The sequence below is a fragment of the Chryseobacterium sp. 22543 genome, assembly GCF_052044565.1.
In the GTDB taxonomy this organism is placed as follows: domain Bacteria; phylum Bacteroidota; class Bacteroidia; order Flavobacteriales; family Weeksellaceae; genus Chryseobacterium.
Genome location: NZ_JBQENH010000001.1, coordinates 836817 through 857100, shown reverse-complemented (window position 1 = coordinate 857100; position 20284 = coordinate 836817). Strand labels below are relative to the sequence as shown.

At 36.2% G+C, this 20284-nt stretch carries 15 protein-coding genes; 8 read left to right on the top strand and 7 right to left on the bottom strand.

The window, feature by feature from the left end:
- The first annotated feature begins 21 nt into the window (after positions 1-21).
- Positions 22-897: a tyrosine-protein phosphatase gene (locus ACTJIP_RS03735; RefSeq protein WP_077419267.1), complete on the top strand. Its 876-nt coding sequence runs from the start codon at positions 22-24 to the stop codon at positions 895-897.
- Between the two features lie 122 nt (positions 898-1019).
- Positions 1020-2414, top strand: coding sequence for an arginine decarboxylase (locus tag ACTJIP_RS03730; RefSeq protein WP_077419268.1), 1395 nt, complete (start codon positions 1020-1022; stop codon positions 2412-2414).
- 202 nt (positions 2415-2616) lie between these two features.
- Here the strand turns inward: ACTJIP_RS03730 and ACTJIP_RS03725 are convergent, their stop codons facing one another.
- A complete protein-coding gene (locus ACTJIP_RS03725) occupies positions 2617-3276 on the bottom strand; it encodes an HAD family hydrolase (protein ID WP_077419269.1) in 660 nt (219 codons plus the stop codon).
- A gap of 185 nt (positions 3277-3461) precedes the next feature.
- On the opposite strand from ACTJIP_RS03725, the gene speB reads away from it, so the two are divergent.
- The 3 genes from speB to ACTJIP_RS03710 all read left to right on the top strand — a co-directional run bounded on the left by speB (position 3462) and on the right by ACTJIP_RS03710 (position 6181).
- A complete protein-coding gene (gene speB / locus ACTJIP_RS03720) occupies positions 3462-4319 on the top strand; it encodes an agmatinase (protein WP_180564419.1) in 858 nt (285 codons plus the stop codon).
- A 69-nt stretch (positions 4320-4388) separates the two neighbouring features.
- Positions 4389-5231: a bifunctional helix-turn-helix domain-containing protein/methylated-DNA--[protein]-cysteine S-methyltransferase gene (locus ACTJIP_RS03715; protein ID WP_180564418.1), complete on the top strand. Its 843-nt coding sequence runs from the start codon at positions 4389-4391 to the stop codon at positions 5229-5231.
- A 341-nt stretch (positions 5232-5572) separates the two neighbouring features.
- A complete protein-coding gene (locus ACTJIP_RS03710; protein WP_077419272.1) occupies positions 5573-6181 on the top strand; it encodes an alpha-ketoglutarate-dependent dioxygenase AlkB family protein in 609 nt (202 codons plus the stop codon).
- A 146-nt stretch (positions 6182-6327) separates the two neighbouring features.
- On the opposite strand, the gene ACTJIP_RS03705 is transcribed toward ACTJIP_RS03710, so the two are convergent.
- The 4 genes from ACTJIP_RS03705 to ACTJIP_RS03690 all read right to left on the bottom strand — a co-directional run bounded on the left by ACTJIP_RS03705 (position 6328) and on the right by ACTJIP_RS03690 (position 12093).
- Entirely contained in the window at positions 6328-8187 is a 1860-nt protein-coding gene (locus ACTJIP_RS03705; RefSeq protein ID WP_219073149.1) for a CocE/NonD family hydrolase, read from the bottom strand.
- 126 nt (positions 8188-8313) lie between these two features.
- Positions 8314-11082 carry an outer membrane beta-barrel protein gene (locus ACTJIP_RS03700; protein ID WP_440704132.1) on the bottom strand — a complete coding sequence of 923 codons (2769 nt, stop codon included), beginning with the start codon at positions 11080-11082 and terminating at the stop codon, positions 8314-8316.
- 96 nt (positions 11083-11178) lie between these two features.
- The gene (locus tag ACTJIP_RS03695) at positions 11179-11598 is read right to left on the bottom strand and encodes an SH3 domain-containing protein (protein ID WP_077419274.1); all 420 of its coding nucleotides are present in this window, start codon (positions 11596-11598) and stop codon (positions 11179-11181) included.
- Positions 11599-11604: 6 nt separating this feature from the next.
- Entirely contained in the window at positions 11605-12093 is a 489-nt protein-coding gene (locus ACTJIP_RS03690; protein WP_180564415.1) for a BON domain-containing protein, read from the bottom strand.
- Between the two features lie 220 nt (positions 12094-12313).
- Between ACTJIP_RS03690 and ACTJIP_RS03685 the strand changes: the two genes are divergently transcribed.
- A complete protein-coding gene (locus ACTJIP_RS03685; RefSeq protein ID WP_077419276.1) occupies positions 12314-13564 on the top strand; it encodes a dicarboxylate/amino acid:cation symporter in 1251 nt (416 codons plus the stop codon).
- Positions 13565-13572: 8 nt separating this feature from the next.
- The gene (locus ACTJIP_RS03680) at positions 13573-14298 is read left to right on the top strand and encodes a phytanoyl-CoA dioxygenase family protein (RefSeq protein WP_077419277.1); all 726 of its coding nucleotides are present in this window, start codon (positions 13573-13575) and stop codon (positions 14296-14298) included.
- Between the two features lie 190 nt (positions 14299-14488).
- On the opposite strand, the gene ACTJIP_RS03675 is transcribed toward ACTJIP_RS03680, so the two are convergent.
- Entirely contained in the window at positions 14489-17290 is a 2802-nt protein-coding gene (locus tag ACTJIP_RS03675; protein WP_440704131.1) for a GH92 family glycosyl hydrolase, read from the bottom strand.
- Between the two features lie 95 nt (positions 17291-17385).
- On the opposite strand from ACTJIP_RS03675, the gene ACTJIP_RS03670 reads away from it, so the two are divergent.
- Positions 17386-19728 carry a TonB-dependent receptor domain-containing protein gene (locus ACTJIP_RS03670; RefSeq protein ID WP_440704130.1) on the top strand — a complete coding sequence of 781 codons (2343 nt, stop codon included), beginning with the start codon at positions 17386-17388 and terminating at the stop codon, positions 19726-19728.
- 92 nt (positions 19729-19820) lie between these two features.
- Here the strand turns inward: ACTJIP_RS03670 and ACTJIP_RS03665 are convergent, their stop codons facing one another.
- Entirely contained in the window at positions 19821-20276 is a 456-nt protein-coding gene (locus ACTJIP_RS03665; protein ID WP_180564412.1) for a hypothetical protein, read from the bottom strand.
- Positions 20277-20284: the final 8 nt, after the last annotated feature.

Below are 20284 nucleotides of genomic sequence, written 5' to 3'. Positions count from 1 at the left end.
GCCAAAACGTATTAAAAACTATTGAATAAATTAATCAAAATATCAGTTCTCACCATTTCATTATGCAGTATTTTCTCATGCAGAACACAGCATTTTGAAACACCCGAATATGGAAAAAAGGAGACTGAAAAAGTGATTCATATAAAGAAGGTAACGAACTTCCGAACTGTCGGAAATATTAAAAATGTAGATGGAAGAACCTTAAAAGAAGGAAAGTTCTACCGAAGTGCCCATCTTCATAAGCTTAAAAAGAAATCTTTTGATGATTTTGAAAAATTGGGAATCAAAGAGATTATTGATCTTAGAAATTCAAAGGAAATTGCCGAGAAACCTGATTGGCTGCCTTCAGGAATCGTTTACAAAAAATATTCAGCGTTTGAAGATGAAGGAGATCAGCTGGCTCAGGCAAGAAAACTGGTTCTGAAAGGCAAGGTGAATGCTTCAGATGCAGATAAGAGAATGATAGATTTCTATCGTGAATATGTTACGGAAAATCCTGAGACCATAAAGAAAATCATCACTGAGATCCTGGAATCTGAAGATCCGGTTTTGTACCACTGTACTGCAGGAAAAGATAGAACAGGAATTACAACAGCACTCATCTTAACGATTCTGAGGTTTGATAAAGAGACTATTTATAATGAATATCTTCTATCCAACAACTACAGGAAAGAGATGGTTGAGAAGAGACTTCGCCTTGCCAATCGCTTACATTTCATCTATCCGAAGATGGATTTGCAGGTGCTTGAAAATCTGAGCTGGGTAGAAAAAAGATACCTTGATGCTGCTTTTGGGGAGATTGATAAAAAGTATGGCTCCATAGATGTCTATATTCAGCAGGTATTAGGGATTTCAGATGCCAAAAGAACAGAATATATTCAAAAGTTTACCTATTGATTATCAGAGATAAATTTTTGCAGGATATGATATTGGGTCTTTATTTAAAATTATAATAATTTTAACACCCGAAAATCAAACTTTTTTAGCAATTTTGCATTTCTTAATTCACTTGTTTAGAAATGAAAATAAAGTACTCGGAACTTATTGATCAGACATTATATTTTCCTACAGAGGAATTTAATGTATCTGAGAACAATTTGTTGTTTCACGACGTTCCATTGATGGATGTAGTTGAACAATTTGGCACTCCGCTAAAGATTAGCTATCTGCCGAGAATTTCTCAAAATATTCAGAAGGCCAAAAGCTGGTTTAAAGAAGCTTTTGAAAAAACCGGATATAAAAAGAATTATACCTACTGCTATTGCACAAAATCCAGTCATTTCAATTTCGTATTGGAAGAAGCCTTGAAGAATGATATTTCGATAGAAACATCTTCTGCTTATGACATGGATATTGTGAAGTCTCTTTACGAAAAAGGGAAAGTAGATAAAAACATTGAAGTAATCTGTAATGGTTTCAAAACTGATGATTATCTGACAAATATTTCAGATATGATCAACAATGGTTTTGAAAATATTACTCCGATTCTTGATAATTACAGAGAATTGGATAAACTTACGGAAAGTATCGATTCTACCTTTAATATCGGAATCAGAATCGCATCAGAGGAAGAACCGAAGTTCGAATTCTATACCTCAAGATTAGGAATCGGATATAAAGATATTATTCCTTATTACAGCCAGAAGATTGCCGAACACCCGAATGCAAGATTGAAAATGCTTCACTTCTTCATCAATACCGGGATCAAAGACACTTCTTACTACTGGAATGAATTGTATAAATGTCTTCGTGTATATGCACGTTTGAAAAAAATCGCTCCGGAAGTAAATTCATTGAATATCGGAGGTGGTTTCCCAATAAAAACTTCTTTGAACTTTGATTATGACTATCAGTATATGGTAGAAGAGATCGTTTCTCAGATTAAAAAATTCTGTGAAGAAGAAGGAGTGGAAGAACCTAATATTTATACTGAATTCGGAAGTTTTACTGTAGGGGAAAGTGGAGCGAATCTATATAAGATTATTTCTCAGAAGCGTCAGAATGACAGAGAAAAATGGAATATGATTGACTCTTCTTTCATGACCACTCTTCCTGATACTTGGGCGATTTCAAGACACTTTATCATGCTTCCGCTAAACCGTTGGGAAGATTCTTATGAAAGGGTATTTTTAGGAGGGCTTACATGTGACTCAGATGATTATTATAACTCTGAACAGCATACCAACGCAATTTATTTACCGGTTTTCAGTGATACTAAGCCATTGTATATCGGATTCTTCCATACAGGAGCGTATCAGGAAACAATCGGAGGATACGGTGGAGTACACCACTGTCTGATGCCTCAGCCGAGACACGTCCTGATCCAAAAGGATGAAAACGGTGAATTGCACTATGAAATTTTCCGCGAAAAACAGGAACCGGAAGATATATTGAAGATTCTTGGTTATAAATAAAACCTTAATCTGTCATTGCGAGGAACGAATGTGACGAAGTAATCTCATCTTAATAATCTTAATCACTCAATATATCTTAATATTTTAAAATTTAACCATTAAGTTTTTTATTAAGAATTAAGGAAAGTTAAGGATCTTCACTTCGTTCAGATGACAAAACATATACAAAACAAAAGCTCTCAGAATCTGAGAGCTTTTTTATTTAGAAATAAGTAGAGATTTTATCAAGTTCGAGTTCCTCATAATCAGTAACTACAGTGTCTGCCAATGTATAATCCTGATTTTTAGAATGTGGACTTCTGTAAGCCGCACAGAAAATTTTAGCCCGATGTGCGGCAAGAATCCCGTTGGTGGAATCCTCAATGACCATACAGTTTTCAACAGGTTCGCCTGCCATTTCTGCAGCCAGTAAAAAAACTTCAGGATGAGGTTTTGATTCTTTTAAATCGGCACCGCTGATCTTTCCACTGAAATATTTTTCCAATCCGAATTTTTCAAAAACCATATTGATCGTTACCATGGTAGCCGAAGAAGCCAGAATAAGTTTTATTCCATTTTCATGATAATGTTCAATTAGGTTTTTTACCCCCGGAATTAAATCAAATTCATCATCATTATAAAAATAATCTTTGAAATGAGATCTTTTGATTCCTGCAATGGATTCATAAGTCTGATTTAAATTAAATTCATTGATCAGGGTTTCAGAAACTCTTTTGGTTGATGCTCCGGTAAAAGAGGTATACAATTCTTCGGAAACCGCAATTTCCAATTCATCAAACGTTTTGAAATAAGCTTTTCTATGTAATGGTTCTGTATCTACAATTACTCCATCCATATCGAAAAGAACAGCTTTTAAAGACATATTAAAAGTTTTGTGCAAAAATAACTTTAAAATTTAAACATTGAAAGGTTTAAAAATTTAAAAATAGAAAGGAAGGTTAAAAATTCATAACAAACCGTTCATTATTTATAACTCAGGTACTATTTTGTATCTTTGTGGAATCTTTTAATTTTTCAATCATTTAATTTTTTAATTAATAATTATATATGAAAACATACGCAGGAATTCCCGAGGAAAACGCAACGCTAGAGAATTCGAAAGTAATGTTGGTAACTGTTCCTTATGATGGAACTTCAACATGGGGAAAAGGAGCTGATAAAGGCCCTGAATTATTCTTAGATGCTTCTGAAAACATGGAGCTTTATGATATTGAAACCCAAACAGAACCTTATCTTCAGGGAGTATACCTGGCAGGAGAAATTTCTGAAAACTCCAGTCCGGAAGCAATGACAGAAGCTGTTTACCAGAAAACAAAAGAACTTTTGAACAATGACGGTAAGTTATTTACTCTTTTTGGTGGGGAGCACTCTGTTTCTATCGGTTCTATCCGTGCAGTAGGAGAGAAATATGACAATCTTACTGTTCTTCAGTTTGATGCTCATACAGATTTACGTCCTGAATTCCACGGTTCTACTTCCAATCACGCTTGTGCTGTTTTTGAAGCAAATCAGAAGCATAACTTAGTACAGGTGGGAATCCGTTCTATGGATGTTGAAGAAGTTGAATATTTACCGGAAGGAAGAGTATTCTTTGCTCACGAAATCGCGAACAACGAAAACTGGATCAATGATGTATTGGAACAAGTATCAGGAAACGTTTATATCACAATTGATTTAGATGCTTTTGATCCTTCTATTGCTCCTTCTACAGGAACTCCTGAACCAGGTGGATTACAATGGTATCCAACACTGGAGTTATTGAGAAAAGTATTTGAAAAATGTAACGTAGTGGCATTTGATATTGTGGAATTAATGGATTCTCCAATGGCTAAGCCAACCGCTTTCTTATCGGCGAAGCTATATTACAAAATGCTTGCTTATTACAATATTTATAACAACAACTAATATTCCACAAGAATCGGATTTTTTCTGCCGTATATTCTTTGGAAATTTGTGAGGTAAAATAACAATACGATGTCCACACAAAGTCAGATAGATTATAACAGAATTGCTAAAGCGATAGAATATATCCAGAGCAATTTCAGGCTTCAGCCAAGTTTGGAGGAAGTGGCAGAGAATATTCACTTGAGCCCCGCCCATTTTCAGAAGATCTTTACAGATTGGGCAGGAACAAGTCCGAAAAAGTTTTTGCAGTTCATCAGTCTTGAACATGCCAAAAACCTATTGAAGGAAGAAAGAGCAAGTTTGTTTGATACCGCTTATGAGACAGGATTTTCCAGTACCAGCAGGCTTCATGACCTGTTTGTAAAGGTAGAAGGTATGTCTCCGGCAGAATATAAAAATGGTGGAAAAAGCCTTAGTATTCATTACAGTTTTTCTGAAAGTCCTTTCGGAAATATAATAGTAGCTTCTACAGAAAAAGGAATCTGCTATATGGCTTTTGAAGACGATAAAGAAAAAGCATTCGGGGAGCTGAAACAAAAGTTCCCCAATGCTTCTTTTACTGAGCAGCAAGACGCTCTTCAAAAGAACGCACTGTCCATATTCGATAAAGACTGGACCAAACTCAATACTATAAAATTACATTTAAAAGGAACCGATTTTCAACTTAAAGTATGGGAGAGCCTGTTGACTATTCCGATGGGAAAACTGTCAACGTATGGCAGCCTGGCTGAAAAAATAGGAAATCCAAAAGCTTCCAGAGCGGTAGGGACTGCTATTGGAAGTAATCCTGTCGCATTTCTTATTCCGTGTCACCGTGTTATTCAGTCTACCGGTAATCTTGGCGGATATCGCTGGGGAAGTGAAAGGAAGCAGTTGATCGTAGGTTGGGAAGGTTCACAGATGTACTCGTAACATATTTTTACCACAAAAGGCATAAAAGACTTTATAAAGGATTAAGTTAAAATTAACTGTCTTAAAGTTCACAAAATGAAAATTTTATATTTTCAAAAGCTTAAGTGTACTTTCATATGCAGGGATTATTCTTAAAAATACTTAAGTGTAAAATTCTTTGTGACTTTTGCGGTTGAAAAAGGTTAATTTTGGCTAAAGCCAATGGATTTTTATTTCTGATTAAACGGACTTTAGTCCGTTTCTATTGATGCAAAATCTATAGTGCCATTTGTGAAAAATATTTGAGCCATTTGTGTTTAGCTATAAAAAATCATAAATACATTTAAATTATAAAAACTATGATGAGCCTGTTCGAAGAAATATCAGACTATCCTCTCAATATACTTCCACATGACGGAACCGTTCATTATTACGGAAAGGTTTTTTCTAAAGAACAATCGGATTTTTATTATGATTATCTCCTCAATCAGATTCCATGGGAAAATGATGAGGCAGTCATCTTCGGTAAATTGATTCTGACTAAAAGAAAAGTTGCCTGGTTCGGAGAAAAGCCTTTTGAATATACCTATTCGAAAAGAACAAAATATGCAAAGTTCTGGACTCCGGAATTATTAGAATTAAAAAAGAAATGTGAAGAAGTTTCGGATGAGACTTACAATTCATGCCTGCTCAATTTATATCATGACGGAAGCGAGGGAATGGCTTACCACAGTGATGGTGAAACAGATCTGAAAAAACATGGAGCAATTGCTTCTCTGACCTTTGGAGCAGAAAGGAAATTTTTATTCAAACATAAAAAGACCAAAGAAAAGACCGAAATATTTCTGGAAAACGGAAGTCTGCTCATTATGAAAGGAACTACTCAGGATAATTGGCTTCACAGGCTTCCACCTACTACAAAAGTGAAATCTCCCAGAGTCAACCTGACCTTCAGAACAATTGAAGAATAAATTATTATATGTTTTTTTATCAATAGGAGCGGGCTTCAGCACACTTGAACAGAAAGAACATCTTCATCCGGCTTTAGCCAAAACCTAAAAAATATACTTCAAGTCTTCAAAAACAAAAAAGCTGTTCAAACGAACAGCTTTTCAATTTATTTTAAAACTTCAGCCTCAATTGAGCTGTCATCATACACTTTGATAAATGCTTTAGTGTAATCTTCTTTGGTAGCAAAATTCGGATTATCCATAAATTTTTGTGGGTTGATAGCAAAAAGTGGGAACCATGTACTGCTGATCTGAATCTGAATTTTATGTCCTTTTTTGAAGGTGTGAACTACATCCTGAAGTCTGAAATTAACAGCTGTTTTCTGATTAGGAACCAATGCTTCTCCTTTTTCTTTTGTATTTCTGAATCTGGCAGGCATTATTTCACTTCTTACCATCTGATGATAATTGCCATAGATAACACCGTCTTTCTTTTCTGTCGGTTTGAAATCTTCAGGATATACATCAATAAGCTTTACTGCAAAATCGGCATCTGTAGAAGAGGATGCAATATTCAGTTTGGCCATAATTTCTCCGGCAAATGCCATATCTTCAGTCAGAACATCTGTTGTGAACGTCAGTACATCAGGTCTTCCTACTGCAAATCTCTGATCTTCCGACATATAATTTTTCGGAGTGAAGCCATTGAAATCTTTCAGGTGATCTGAGCTTACAACAGGATTATTAGGATCGCTGTAATATTCAGAATATCCTTGTCCCGAAGTTTTTTTCAAGGTGTTGTCAGCTAAATAGAAATTAACTTTCTGAGCATTTTTAGGCGGATAAGAAGCAAATTCTTTCCATTCTTTAGCTCCGGTATCATACATCAGCGCTTCAGGAAGTCCGGCATCTTCTTTTGTATTGCCTTTCAGATAATGATTGAAGAATCTGGTTTCAATATTTTTCTGGTAATAGGTTGCAATACTGTCTCCAAAATACGTTTCGCTGTGGAAATGTTTACCCTGTTCCTGAGACCATCCACCATGAGAAAAAGGTCCCATTACAATTGTATTTTTAGCTTTAGGACTTGTTTTTTCAATGGTTTTATAAATATTCAAAGGACCTGAAAGATCTTCTGCATCAAACCATCCTCCAACAGTCATTACAGCGTGATTGATATTCTTCAGGTGAGGAAGAAGACCTCTTTTTTGCCAGAACTCATCGTAGTTGGGATGATTCATAATTTCTGTCATGAAGAAATTATTCTTATAATATTTCTCATAGCCCTCTTTCAGGGTGCCCATGTCTCTGTAGAATTTTAATCCGTCTTCGGAAGTCTGTTTGATGAAAGAATCCATATACCAGGCCTGTTTTTCAGGTTGTGTTTTCTGAACTCCAAAAACAGGGAAAGTTCTGAAATAGCCTAACATAAATCTTCCGTTGTGAAGGAAATCGTCATTCCAGAAATCAGAGATAGGAGCCTGCGGTGAAGAAGCTACCAAAGCCGGGTGTTGTGACAACGTTCCTACAGCAGTATAAAATCCAGGATAAGATGTTCCGAACTGACCTGCTTTACCATTGTTGTCCTTGATGTTTTTCAAAAGCCATTCAATGGTATCATAAGTATCTGTACTTTCATCTACATCTTTTTTGGTTTTACGCTCTACTTGTGGAGTCATATTGGTAAAAGTACCTTCACTCATATATCTTCCGCGCACATCCTGGTATACAAAGATATACTTGTCTTTCATAAGGTAAGTGTTGGGACCTACCTTTGTTTTATATTCACTCTCTCCATAAGGTGCAATGCTGTAGCAGGTTCTCTGCATCAGAAACGGATATTTGTTCTTGTTTGATATATCTTTCGGGATATATACAGCTGTAAAAAGCTTTACTCCATCACGCATCGGAATATAAAATTCTTTCTTGGTGAAATTGTCTTTAACGAAAGTATCTTTCTGTTCCGTCTTCTGAGCTTTTCCAAGAATGAAAAAAAGAATACATAATACTGAAATATGGATTTTCATAAAAAAAATTTGCTGCTAATTTAAAAATAAAAACACGGTTATTGATCAATCTTCTCTGGATTCATAAAAATAGCCGGAAAGATCCGGCCATTATCAAAAATATATATATAAAAGTATGGTGTTGTGTTATTGCATTTTTTTACCGGCAAACTTATTCAGCTTCATGCTGATAGAGAACATGATATATCGTTTCAAAATCAGATCTTCACGGTCTTCAAAATAAGAATCTGTGATGGTTCTTCTCACACTTTGATTTTGATTTAAAACATCATAAATCTTCACTTTTGCTGTAAACTGTTTTTTGTAGAATGAATAACCCAGACTGGTATTCCAGAAGTAGAAATCCTTTTTAAAGCCGGGAGCAATATTTGAGTTGGTATTATATTCAAAATCGTTTCCAAATACGAAATTGCCTTTCAGCAGATAATTGGTAAGTTCCAGTTTTAATGACTGATTGGCCGTATTTATACTTTTTAAATTATAATTGGTATAATTTGAGAAGCTGTATCCAAGTCGGTAAGAAGGTTTGATCGTCATTTTATCTTTGATCTCATACACAAGATTAAGACCAGGATTGAGATTGTATGAATTGCTGGTGAAAGATTGTCCGTCGATAAAACCATTATTGTAAGCATAATTCATGTTGAATGTTGGGTTAATGGTCAGTTTGTCATTTTTCCATTTCAGGGTTTTACTAAAGCCCCCGCCGGCGTTAATGCTTTTATTTCCACTTACATTGTCATAAGTAACGATCTGTTTTCCTGCATTATCATAAGTAGAAAAATTGATGATGTCATTATTCCTGTACGTAAAGCCAATATTGAAATAGTAACTGAGGTTTTTTACTTTATTATAATTATTGAAATACAGATAAAGATTGTTGATCCAGGTATTTTTCAAATTGGGGTTTCCTTGATAGGTAATCAAAGGATTGGATTCATCTTTATAAGGAGTCAGCTGTTCTGCAGTCGGAATGTTGAAGTTAGAGTAATTATAGATACTTAAGATTTTACCTTCCCCAAGCTGATAGTAAAGGTTGAGATTATATTCGGGCAACACGAAATTTTTCTGCAGGTCATATTGCTGTCCGTTGTAGATAGAGTTTACCTTCATATCTGAAATGTCAAGGTTCACCGAAGCCCAGAAGTTGAGTTTATTTTTATTGATTTGATAGCTCAATTCAGGAGAAATCTGATTGATTCTCTGCTTCATATTATTCGATAAAAGCTGGTTGAATTTAGTGTAATCTCCGGTTACATTATCAAAATCGTTTACATTCCTTAAATCCCTCGCTGATCTCGCTTCATATTTTATTTTAAAATTTACACTGGACGAATCGGAAACGGGTTCTGAATATCCTGTACTGAAATTGAATGAGCTGTTCTGATTTTTATTTTTGGCTAACTGGTCACGATTATCTTTTGTTATCCCGTTTTGGTCATAAAATGTGTTCTGGGATTGGCTTAGGTTATCCCTTTTAGACTCAGAAATAGAACTGTTCATATTGGCTGAAAGCACACGTCCTTTTTTCTTGAATTTTCTGGAAAAATAGATGTAAGGATTAAATGAATTGCTTTCCGAATCATTACTTGAATAGGAGTTGCTTTCATTCAGAAGGCTGCCATTCTTCAAAGTAGATGATTGTGAATTATTGAAATTAAAACTGCTGTTTTTAGTAAATCTCGGTGAAAAATAAACACTTGTCATAGAATCCAGCTTGATTTTGACTGAAGTATCAAAACTGTATTGCTTAGATTCATTTTCTCCATTACTTTCAGAATTGGTCTGAAGCGTATAATTGGGTAGAAGAGTAGATCTGGAAACCTTGGATCTTGTCTCCGTATTAGAATCTGAATGCATCAGACTGAAAGAATCCAGATCAGCATTTTTCCCCATTTTATCACTGTAATTCAATCCTATGGTGGTAGACCGTTGAATTCCTCTTGTACTGCCTCCCTGATTATAATACGTCACATTTCCTACCGTTGAGACTGATCCGCCCTGCATCATCCAGGCATTCCGTCCGTTCCCCATACTGTCAAAAACTTCATCCCTGGAAAACCCTTGTGAATTGATATTATTGGATGATGCAAGAATACTTACTTTTGTGTCTCCTTTAAAATAACTTGCCAGTCCGCTTGCTTCATACCGCTTGTCTGACCCGTATCCGACCGTAAGTCTTGTCAGCAACCCTTTATTCTTTTTTTCATCAATATTAAAGTTGATAGTAGTGTTCTGAGATTTGGCTGCTTGCCCGCTCAGTTCTTCTTCCTTTGTCTTGGTTGTTGTAAACTGAATGTTCTTGATGATATCTGCAGGTAAATTCTGCAGGGCAATTTTGCCGTCTTTATCGAAGAAAGGTTTGCCGTTGATCATGATCTGATCCACTTCTTTCCCGTTGACTGTAATTTTTCCTTCATTGCTGATGTCTACTCCGGGAATCTGCTTCAGAAGTTCCTCTATTTTACTGTCAGGCCGTACTTTGATTGCCGCTGCACTGAATTCAATGGTATCCTTTTTAATTTTTACCGGTGATGCGGTGATTTTTACCTCATCAATATTATTGACAATACTTTGTTTTTCAAGCTGAATATCTCCTAAGGATAGGGGTTGATCTATTTTATCAAATTTTTTTGAATAGGACGACAATTTATCAGCATCAATTTTAAGAATGGAAGGTTCTTTTACATCGTCTATCTTCAGAGAAAATTTACCTTCTTTATTGGTTGCTGTATAGTTGACAATGGATGAATCTTTTTCTTTCAAAAGATAAACGGTGGCATTTTCTATCGCTTTCTTTTCAGAATCGGATATTTTTCCATCGATGTGTAATTTTTGGGCGTGCAGAATAATGACTGTGAACATCAAAGTCAATAGCAGCAGAGTTTTCTTCATTAGTTTTTTTTTCAGAGCCGTAAAAATATAAAAACATCCCAAAGTTGGGATGTTTCTATGCTTTTTTTGTGAAAATTTATTATTTTTTAATAAAAATTATGCTCTTAAATATCTTGAATAAGCATATCCTTCCTGGCCGTCATCAGTTTTCACTTTCCACCAGTCATCAGAAGTCTGCTCAATTAAAGTTACAGAAGAACCTTTAGCTGCTTTACCTACTACGGCAGCTTCAGTAGAAGGTTCCTGTCTGATATTCAGGTTAGAATCTTCTGTTGCTACTGTTAAAGAAGCTCCTGAAGTAAGACCTGCAACCTGTACATCAATATTGATATCTGAAGCAGAATAAGTAGAATCAATAGCTCCTAAAGCATTCCATACAGCATCTTTAGCCGCGGTGTTGGAAGCATTTCCGGAAACATAAAGAATTCCGTCCTGCTCCTGAACCTGAAGATTGGCGATCCCTGCAGACTGTGCCGCTGAAACTACGCTTGAATATTTATCTTGTAATTCGCTCATCTTAAATTATTTTACGATTAGGTTGTTGTTATACTTTCCGATTTTCAAAGCATCTACAGATTCTTTGATTTTTCTAGCCTGCAGGCCGGAAACATTTCCTGTAAGAGTAAGCTGTCCGTTTACAACTTCTACCTTTACAGAAGGGAAATCCTTCACCGCATCCTGAACTTTTTTCTGAACAGCAGGATCTACAGCAGAAGAAGTTTCAACAGGGGCAGGGGCAGGAGCAGCTGCTACAGTAGACATATCCATTACGTCTTTTACTCCGTTGATCGCTTTTAATTTTGTGATCATCGCGTCTTTAGACTGCTGGTCTGCGAAAGTACCGCTTAAGTGAGCTACACCTTCTTTTACTTCAACAGAAGCATTGGGATTAGAAGTTACTACCGTTGTAGCCTGAGTCTGAAGGTCGGCATCAGAAACTTTCTTTTTACAAGAAATAGCACCGAAAGATACAGCTACAGCTAATGCAGCCATTGCAATAGTTTTTTTCATATTGTATATTTATTAATGTTGTTATACAATCAAATGTAATAATAAAATTTGTACCAAAAGAATAAAAATTCAATAAATGTTTTTTAATTTTTTTACAATATTTTCTAAACCAGGCTTTTAATTTTTAGGGATTAAAAACTTAATGTAAAATTAATCCACATTGAAGAAAATCTTCTGCCAATTGAAAAACCATTATATTTGCGCAAATTGAACTATATATATGAAAGGACAGAATAAACTTTTTATAGCAATTATCATTGCCCTTCTTGTTGGAGTAGGAATCGGAGGTATTGTACATGTGAAATATCCTGAGAATGCGGAACCTTTTGCTAAGAACATAAAATTGTTGGGAACGGTTTTCATCAGATTGGTACAGATGATTATTGCTCCTTTGGTTTTTACGACATTAGTAGTGGGGATTGCCAAAATGAGTGATATTAAAATGATTGGAAGAGTAGGAACAAAAGCAATGCTTTGGTTTATTTCCGCTTCTCTGATTTCCCTTTTTATCGGGTTAATCCTTGTTAACTGGCTTGAGCCGGGACATGTCACAAAACTACCGATTCAGGACGTATCTTCTGCTGATGAACTTCTTAAAAGCAGTAAAAGTTTCTCCATGGAAGACTTTGTAAAGCATATGATTCCTAAAAGTTTATTTGAAGCCTTTGCTACCAATGAAGTATTGCAGATCGTGATATTTGCTGTGATGTTTGGAGTTGCACTTGCGAATTTAGGAGAAGAGTATTCTAAGCCTGTGGTAAAGCTTTTTGATATCATCGCTCACGCAATTCTTAAAATGGTAGGGTATATCATGTGGTTTGCTCCACTGGGAGTATTGGGAGCTATTGCAGCAGTAGTGGCAACCAATGGTTTTGAAATCTTTAAAGTATATGCTATTTATCTGAGAGATTTCTTCTTTGCTATAGCAGTTCTTTGGCTGGTACTTTTACTGGTAGGTTATTTTATCTTAGGAAACCGTCTTTTTGACCTTTTAAAAAGAATTAAAGAACCGTTACTGATCGCTTTCTCTACAACAAGTTCTGAAGCAGTGTTCCCGAAATTGGTGGAAGAGCTTGAAAAATTCGGTTGTAACAGCAGAGTAGTATCCTTTATTTTACCTTTAGGATATTCATTCAACCTGGATGGAAGTATGATGTATATGACATTTGCTTCAATCTTTATTGCTCAGATCTATGGGATCGAAATGAGCCTTGGACAGCAGATCACCATGCTATTGGTATTAATGCTTACCTCAAAAGGAATTGCAGGTGTTCCGAGAGCTTCTCTGGTAATTATTGTGGCAACCTGTTCTATGTTTGGTATTCCACCGGAAGGAATTGCTTTGATCTTACCAATTGACCATTTCTGTGATATGGGAAGAAGTATGACAAACGTGTTAGGAAATACACTGGCCACTTCTGCAGTTTCCAAATGGGAAGGACAATTGACAGAGCCATTAGACAAAATTTAAATATATCAATGAGTTTACAAAACTTAAAAAACAATAAAAGCCATATTCTTGAATATGGCTTTGCTGTTATCAATAATGTATTTTCACAGAAAGAACTTGAAGAAATAAACCATGTTCTGCAGCATATAGATACCTCAAAAGAGAATTTCAGAAAGTCTGAAGATCTTTTCGCTATAAGACAGTTTTTAAAAGAAGTTCCGGAAATTAAAGACCTGATTTTTAATGAAAATATCCAGAAAGTGGTTAAGGAAATCTTCGGAGAAAAATATTTTGTGGTCAAAAGTATTTATTTTGATAAGCCTGAAACCTCCAACTGGTATGTAGCTTATCATCAGGATCTGACAATTTCTGTAGATAAAAAACTGGATCTGCCTGATTTCGGTCCATGGACAACTAAAAAGAATCAGTTTGCAGTACAGCCTCCATTAAATATTTTGGAAAATATCTATACTGTAAGAATCCATCTGGACGATACGGACGAAAATAATGGAGCTTTGAAAGTAGTTCCAAAGTCTCACGCAAAAGGTATTTACAGACCGGAAACCATCGACTGGACGATTGAAACAGAAGAAATCTGTAATGTTGAAAAAGGCGGAATTATGATCATGAAACCCTTAACGCTTCACGGTTCTAACCGGACAACCAACGGAAAGAAAAGGAGAGTGATCCACATAGAATTTTCTGATATGGAACTTCCGGAAGTTCTGCAATGGTCGGAAAGAATGAATTCATAAAAAATCGGTCTTCGAATTTTCGAAGGCCGATTTTTTATGATGGGAAGCTGGAAGAAGGAAGCTTCTGAAAGACTAAGGATTAAAATCAGTCTATTTTATTAATTTTTTTTTTAATCTAAAATTTCTACAAGCCAACTTTTAAAAAGTAATCCGGCAAATAGAAACCTCCAGCTTCACTCTTCCATCTTCCTTACTTTGCAGAAATCTCATCAATAAAAATATAAGCATCTCCTCCTGCTCCCTGGTGCCATTCAGGAAGTTTTCCGAAGTAATAGGCTTTTACTTTGATATATCTCGCTTCGGTAGGAAGAATTTCAGTAGAAAAATCTTTGACCTGTACCTTCTCATCTTTAGCATCAATATCACTTTCAACCGTTTTCAGAAGAATAAAATCTTTCCCGTTCATGGAAGCGTAATATTCTACTTTTCTAGGCATCAGAATCCATGCTCTGCTGTCCTGAAGGTAGGTGGAAGATAATGACTTGATTTGCTGAGGAGATTTGAAATCAATGATTGCTTCAAAATTCTGCCCCTGATAGCCTTGCCATTCACCTTTCCTCCAGTTGACATCACCTCTGATTCCGTCAATAAGAGCCAGTTTTCCGGTAGCGCTGTACTGTGGAGTCACTTTAGACATGATATTAATGTCCCAATAATTTGGTCTTCTGTTGAAATTGGCTGTGGTTACAGAACTTTTTTCTCCGTTTCTTTCGGCATAAGCCATTACCTGAGTAGTCTTTGTGATGGAGAATGGCCCTTTGTAAGTAGAGAAAGTCTTTCTTTTATTGCTGTCGCTTTCATCCATGGTCATATAATATACCTTGTCATTTGGATTCAGTGGGGAGATCTCAACTTTGGTAGAAAAATCAAAGATTCTGTCAGCTGCGATCACGGGCGAAGCTGTTTGTTCTGCATATTTAAAGTCCTTAACAGGTTTCACATTTTCGAAACCAAGTTTTTTAAGCTCTGCTCTGCTGGTGTTTTTAGTAATGGTTTTTGTCGTACCATCTTCCAGATGAAGCTTGATTTCATCAAAATAAGGTATTGTCGTTTCCCATTCCGGTAATCCTGGGGCAACGGAATAAATTCCCATAGAGCTTAGAATATACCACGCACTCATTTGGCCGCAGTCTTCATTTCCAATCAATCCGTCAGGTGTATTTTTATAAAAATTATCAAGGATATATTTTATTTTAGCATCTGTTTTTTCTGGCTTATCTACAAAATTGTACAGGTAAGCAATGTGGTGGCTTGGCTCATTTCCCTGAGCATATTGTCCCATCAATCCTGTGATATCTACCTGTTCCCTTCCAGTTGTTTTATCCGGAGCGGTAAAGATGGCATCAATGAACTGTTCAAATTTTTCTTTTCCGCGATGAGCTGCAATAAGTCCCGGAATATCCTGCTGTACGGAATAAGAATAATGCCATGAATTCCCTTCTGTATAATTATTGTTGACTTCTCTAGGATCAAAAGGTTCATACCAGTTTCCGTTCTTTCTTGGCTGCATAAACCCTGTTTTAGGGTTATAAAGATTTTTCCAGTTTTGAGAACGCTTCATGAAATACTGATAATCTTCTTTTTTGCCTAAAATTTTTGCCATTTGAGCAATACACCAGTCGTCATAGGCATATTCTACAGTTTTGGAAACACTTTCATGCTCATCATCGATACTGATATAATTATTCTGCTTGTAAGCATTCAATCCAAAAATGTCCTGCATGGCAGAACCTTTGGCGGCCTGAAAAGCCTTTTCGTAATCAAACCCCTGAATTCCCTTGGCCATAGCATCTGCCATTACAGAAACGGAGTGATAGCCAATCATACATTCTGTTTCATTGGATGCCAGTTCCCATACCGGAAGTTTTCCCCCTTGTTCATATTGTTTGATGAATGTGTTGATAAAATCTGCAGTTCTTTTTCGGTCAATTAAAGTCATCAGAGGATGAGCTCCTCTGAAGGTATCCCAAAGTGAGAATACGGTATAATAATCAAAGCCATTTGCCGTGTAGAGTTTGTTATCCCTGCCTCTGTATTTTCCGTCAACATCCATATTGATGTTTGGTTGTGTGAAAACATGGTAAAGAGCGGTGTAAAAAATAGCTAATTTATTTTTATCATCAGACTTCACTTCAATTTTTGAAAGCTCTTTGTCCCAATTGGCTTCTGCCTGTTTTCTTACAGCATCAAAATCCTTTGATTGTCCTTCTGCCAGCATATTTTTGCCAGCTCCTTCATATCCTGTGGGAGAAATAGAAACTTTTACATTAATTTTTTCTCCTTTTTTAACACCGGTTGAAAATGCCAGTGCAAGCTTTGTTCCGGTAAAAAGATGAGTTTCCTGTTTTCCGTTGACTTCTTTCTTGGAAATTTTCATAGGTTTTGAAAATTCAATTCTGGCGTAGATATATTGGTTGGTAGCCCAGGCCTCACTTCTTCTGAAAACTTCAATGGTTTTATCATCAATGATTTTTACTTCCCCTTCAAGAAGTTTATCTCTGTGGTTGAGGTCTAAAATAATATTGGCATCACCTGCATTATTGAAGGTATATTCATGATGACCAACTCTTTTTGTCGTTGTCAGGCGTACTCCAATATTATGTTTATCTAATTTAACAGCATAATATCCGGCAGCAGCCTTTTCATTTTTATGCGAAAATTTTGAGGAATAATTTTTACTGTCCAGACTTGGGTTTCCCATCGTAGGCATCAGCATAATGTCTCCATAATCTGAAACTCCGGTTCCGTTCAGATGGGTATGAGAAAAACCATAGATCACGGAATCCGAATAATGATATCCACTGCATCCGTCCCAGCTTCCGTCAATTCTTGTATCCGGAGAAAGCTGTACCATCCCGAATGGAACGATTGCCCCTGGAAAAGTGTGGCCATGGCCTCCGGTTCCTATAAAAGGATTCACATATTGGGAGTAATTCTGTGCAGAAATGATGTGAGTAATAAATAAAGAAAATGCTATAAGCCCTTTTTTCATGTTCTGATTTTATAAAGGCGAAGATATTGAAAAACAGCAAAACAGAGGTAATAAAACAGAAGTCTAGCTTGTCTTATAGAAAACTATTATCATTCATGAAGAAGACATTACTTGCTGTAATCATGCTATTGCCGGCAGCTGCATTTGCCCAGACAATAACAGGGAAGATCACCCAAACCGGAAATGCGGTTCCTTATGTCGAGGTGATTGCTGTAAAAGGTCAAAAAAAACAGACCGCTATTTCAGACGAAAAAGGAAACTATTCACTGAAGCTTTCAGAAAACGGGAACTATAATATTAAGCTTATCCAGGATGGTGCAGAAATATCCAGTAAGGAGATGATGGTAAATGGTGAGGTGAAACACGATTTTTTTATTGAAAAAAAGAATGAAAAACAGATTGAAGGGGTTACACTTACTGCCAGAAAAAAACTGATTGAGAGAAAAGCTGACCGATTAGTTTTCAACGTTTCCAATTCGGTGGCTTCACAGGGAATGGATGGCGTGGATGCTCTTGCAACAACGCCTTTGGTAAAAGTTGATGACAATACCGGAGTTTCCATTGTTGGCAAAAGTGGAGTAGCAGTGATGATCAACGACAGGATTCTGAATTTGTCAGATGCAGAGTTGGTTACTTACCTGAAAAGCCTCAGATCCGAAAATATAGAAAAAATTGAAGTCATTACTTCTCCTCCTGCCAAATATGAAGCGCAGGGAAACAGCGGTCTGATCAATATTGTTTTAAAGAAAAATCAGAATATCGGATGGAGTGGAAGCCTGACCTCCAGCCTTCAGCAGCAGACCTATACCGGACATTCAAACAGTGTGACATTGAATTATCAGAATGAAAAACTGCGAACCTCATTGAAATTAAGACAAAATAAAAATAAAAAGCACTCTTATGAAAACTATTGGATAGAAGGTGCAGACGGTCTTAAAAGTAATGATAACAGAAGTGATTTCGGAGATGGTCTTGGAGCTAACTTAAGTCTGGATTATCAGCTGGGGAAGAAGTCTAATATCGGATTTATTTATGATTTCGGATTCGGGCATTCCAATATGAATATCACCAATACTTCGGACTATTTCCAAAATGGCAGCTATACCAATACCTTACTTACTTATGCAGAGCACAGGGCTACCAGCAGACAACATACTGCAAGTGCTTACTATGACCTGAAATTCGGGAAACAGGATAATAAACTGAGCATTACAGGAAATTATTTTTCCAATACTCCGGAAACGACCATTGATTTTACGACTAGAGAAAGTTCTGGCGACCGATTTGTCGTAAAATCACCCTCAATGGTGGATTATAAAATTTATTCCGGACAGGCAGATCTTACACTGCCTTACCAGTTCGTAAAGACTGAAACAGGTGTGAAATTCACAAATTTTGATAATAACTCTAGTATATTCTATCAGAACTTAACAAATGGAGACTACATTACAGATCCACTGAAAAGTAACGAGTTTGAGTATAATGAAAAAAATTATGCAGCTTATATCAGTTTTGAAAAATCATTCAACGAAAAATGGTCGGCAAAAGCGGGTTTACGGTATGAGTATTCTGTAGTCAATGGGAATTCTTTAACTTCCGGACAGCAGACCGAAAACTCTTATGGGAAATTTTTCCCTACTGCCTATATCAGTTATAAAAGCAATGAAAATCATACTTTCAGCCTGAATTATTCCAAAAGGATCAACAGACCGGGATTTCGTGCGATTAATCCGTATCGCTGGTACATCAATATCAATTCCTATTTCACAGGAAATCCTTTCCTGAAACCTTCCATTAATCATAATTTTGAACTTTCTTATGTTTATAAAGGAAAATTATCGGCATCCGCTTATTTTCAGAGAACAGTGGAAGCGTTTGGTCAGCTGGCTAATCTGAAAGGGGAAAACAGGGTAAGCACTTTTGAAAATTATTATAATCAGAATAGCATGGGCATTTCTCTTAATTATTCCGATACTTTTTTCAAAAAATGGGAAGCTAATTATTCGGCCAATTATTCTTATATGAATACTGACGTTTTTGCAACCGATGCCCTTTCCAGAACAGGAAACAGCTATGATTTTGATTTTCAGAATAATATATCACTAAACCCAGGCAAAACGATACAGCTGATCTTGAATTACTGGTTCCGTCTGCCTTCCAATTCCGGAAATTCATATATGAAATTTGCCGGCAATTTTACATCGGGTCTGAAACTGAGCTTTATGGAAAGAAGTCTTCAGCTGAATGTGTTTGTTTCTGATATTTTGAAGCAAGGGAAAAGTCTGGGTGAAATCTATTATACCACCGGAACTCATTCGTACAATAATTATTATGATGCCAGGAGACTTACGGTATCTGCAACCTATACTTACGGAAATAAAAAAGTAAAAGGAATAGACCGCAATGTAAAGTTTGATGAAAAAAACAGAGCCAACTGATCACCTGATTTTAAATTATTTTTTCGATGCATGTCATTGACTACGTCGAATCTTCGATTTCTGACAAAGGAAGAATCTCAACATGGAAATATCTATACTTCTCCTTCAAAGACATCAGTAAGATATTTCTCTTTGTCTTTTTCTTCTCTTTCAGAACCCAGATATTTTTTCCAGGATTGGGATTCATGATATACAATACCCATTTCCCAAACACAGTAAGTAGGGAGGTGGGTTTTGTTTCTGTCCCATATTTCAAAGTTTCCGGAACCGTCATAATAAACACTTTCCCATAATTCATTTTCACTCCGCCACGTACATACCAGGAGAAGATAATTTTCTCCGCAACGATGCATAATGATGAATCCCAGATCCTTAATATTTTGAAAGTCTTCTTCAGCATATTCAACACATAACCGGGCATTATGGATGTCCTGTGGAGAGATTTCTGCAGGGTCACCAGCCAGATCATACCATTTGAATTTCGTTTTTCCGACTGTAAAAATTCCTTTTGGCAGTGCATATTTGGAAGGGTAGGTATTGGTTTTCATAACAATTG

Excerpts from the sequence above, each read along its gene's own strand:
- ACTJIP_RS03730 (WP_077419268.1), top strand. The coding sequence starts at position 1,020 with ATGAAAATAAAGTACTCGGAACTTATTGATCAGACATTATATTTTCCT.
- ACTJIP_RS03725 (WP_077419269.1), bottom strand. The coding sequence starts at position 3,276 with ATGTCTTTAAAAGCTGTTCTTTTCGATATGGATGGAGTAATTGTAGAT.
- speB (WP_180564419.1), top strand. The coding sequence starts at position 3,462 with ATGAAAACATACGCAGGAATTCCCGAGGAAAACGCAACGCTAGAGAAT.
- ACTJIP_RS03715 (WP_180564418.1), top strand. The coding sequence starts at position 4,389 with ATGTCCACACAAAGTCAGATAGATTATAACAGAATTGCTAAAGCGATA.
- ACTJIP_RS03710 (WP_077419272.1), top strand. The coding sequence starts at position 5,573 with ATGAGCCTGTTCGAAGAAATATCAGACTATCCTCTCAATATACTTCCA.
- ACTJIP_RS03705 (WP_219073149.1), bottom strand. The coding sequence starts at position 8,187 with ATGAAAATCCATATTTCAGTATTATGTATTCTTTTTTTCATTCTTGGA.
- ACTJIP_RS03700 (WP_440704132.1), bottom strand. The coding sequence starts at position 11,082 with ATGAAGAAAACTCTGCTGCTATTGACTTTGATGTTCACAGTCATTATT.
- ACTJIP_RS03695 (WP_077419274.1), bottom strand. The coding sequence starts at position 11,598 with ATGAGCGAATTACAAGATAAATATTCAAGCGTAGTTTCAGCGGCACAG.
- ACTJIP_RS03690 (WP_180564415.1), bottom strand. The coding sequence starts at position 12,093 with ATGAAAAAAACTATTGCAATGGCTGCATTAGCTGTAGCTGTATCTTTC.
- ACTJIP_RS03685 (WP_077419276.1), top strand. The coding sequence starts at position 12,314 with ATGAAAGGACAGAATAAACTTTTTATAGCAATTATCATTGCCCTTCTT.
- ACTJIP_RS03680 (WP_077419277.1), top strand. The coding sequence starts at position 13,573 with ATGAGTTTACAAAACTTAAAAAACAATAAAAGCCATATTCTTGAATAT.
- ACTJIP_RS03675 (WP_440704131.1), bottom strand. The coding sequence starts at position 17,290 with ATGAAAAAAGGGCTTATAGCATTTTCTTTATTTATTACTCACATCATT.
- ACTJIP_RS03670 (WP_440704130.1), top strand. The coding sequence starts at position 17,386 with ATGAAGAAGACATTACTTGCTGTAATCATGCTATTGCCGGCAGCTGCA.
- ACTJIP_RS03665 (WP_180564412.1), bottom strand. The coding sequence starts at position 20,276 with ATGAAAACCAATACCTACCCTTCCAAATATGCACTGCCAAAAGGAATT.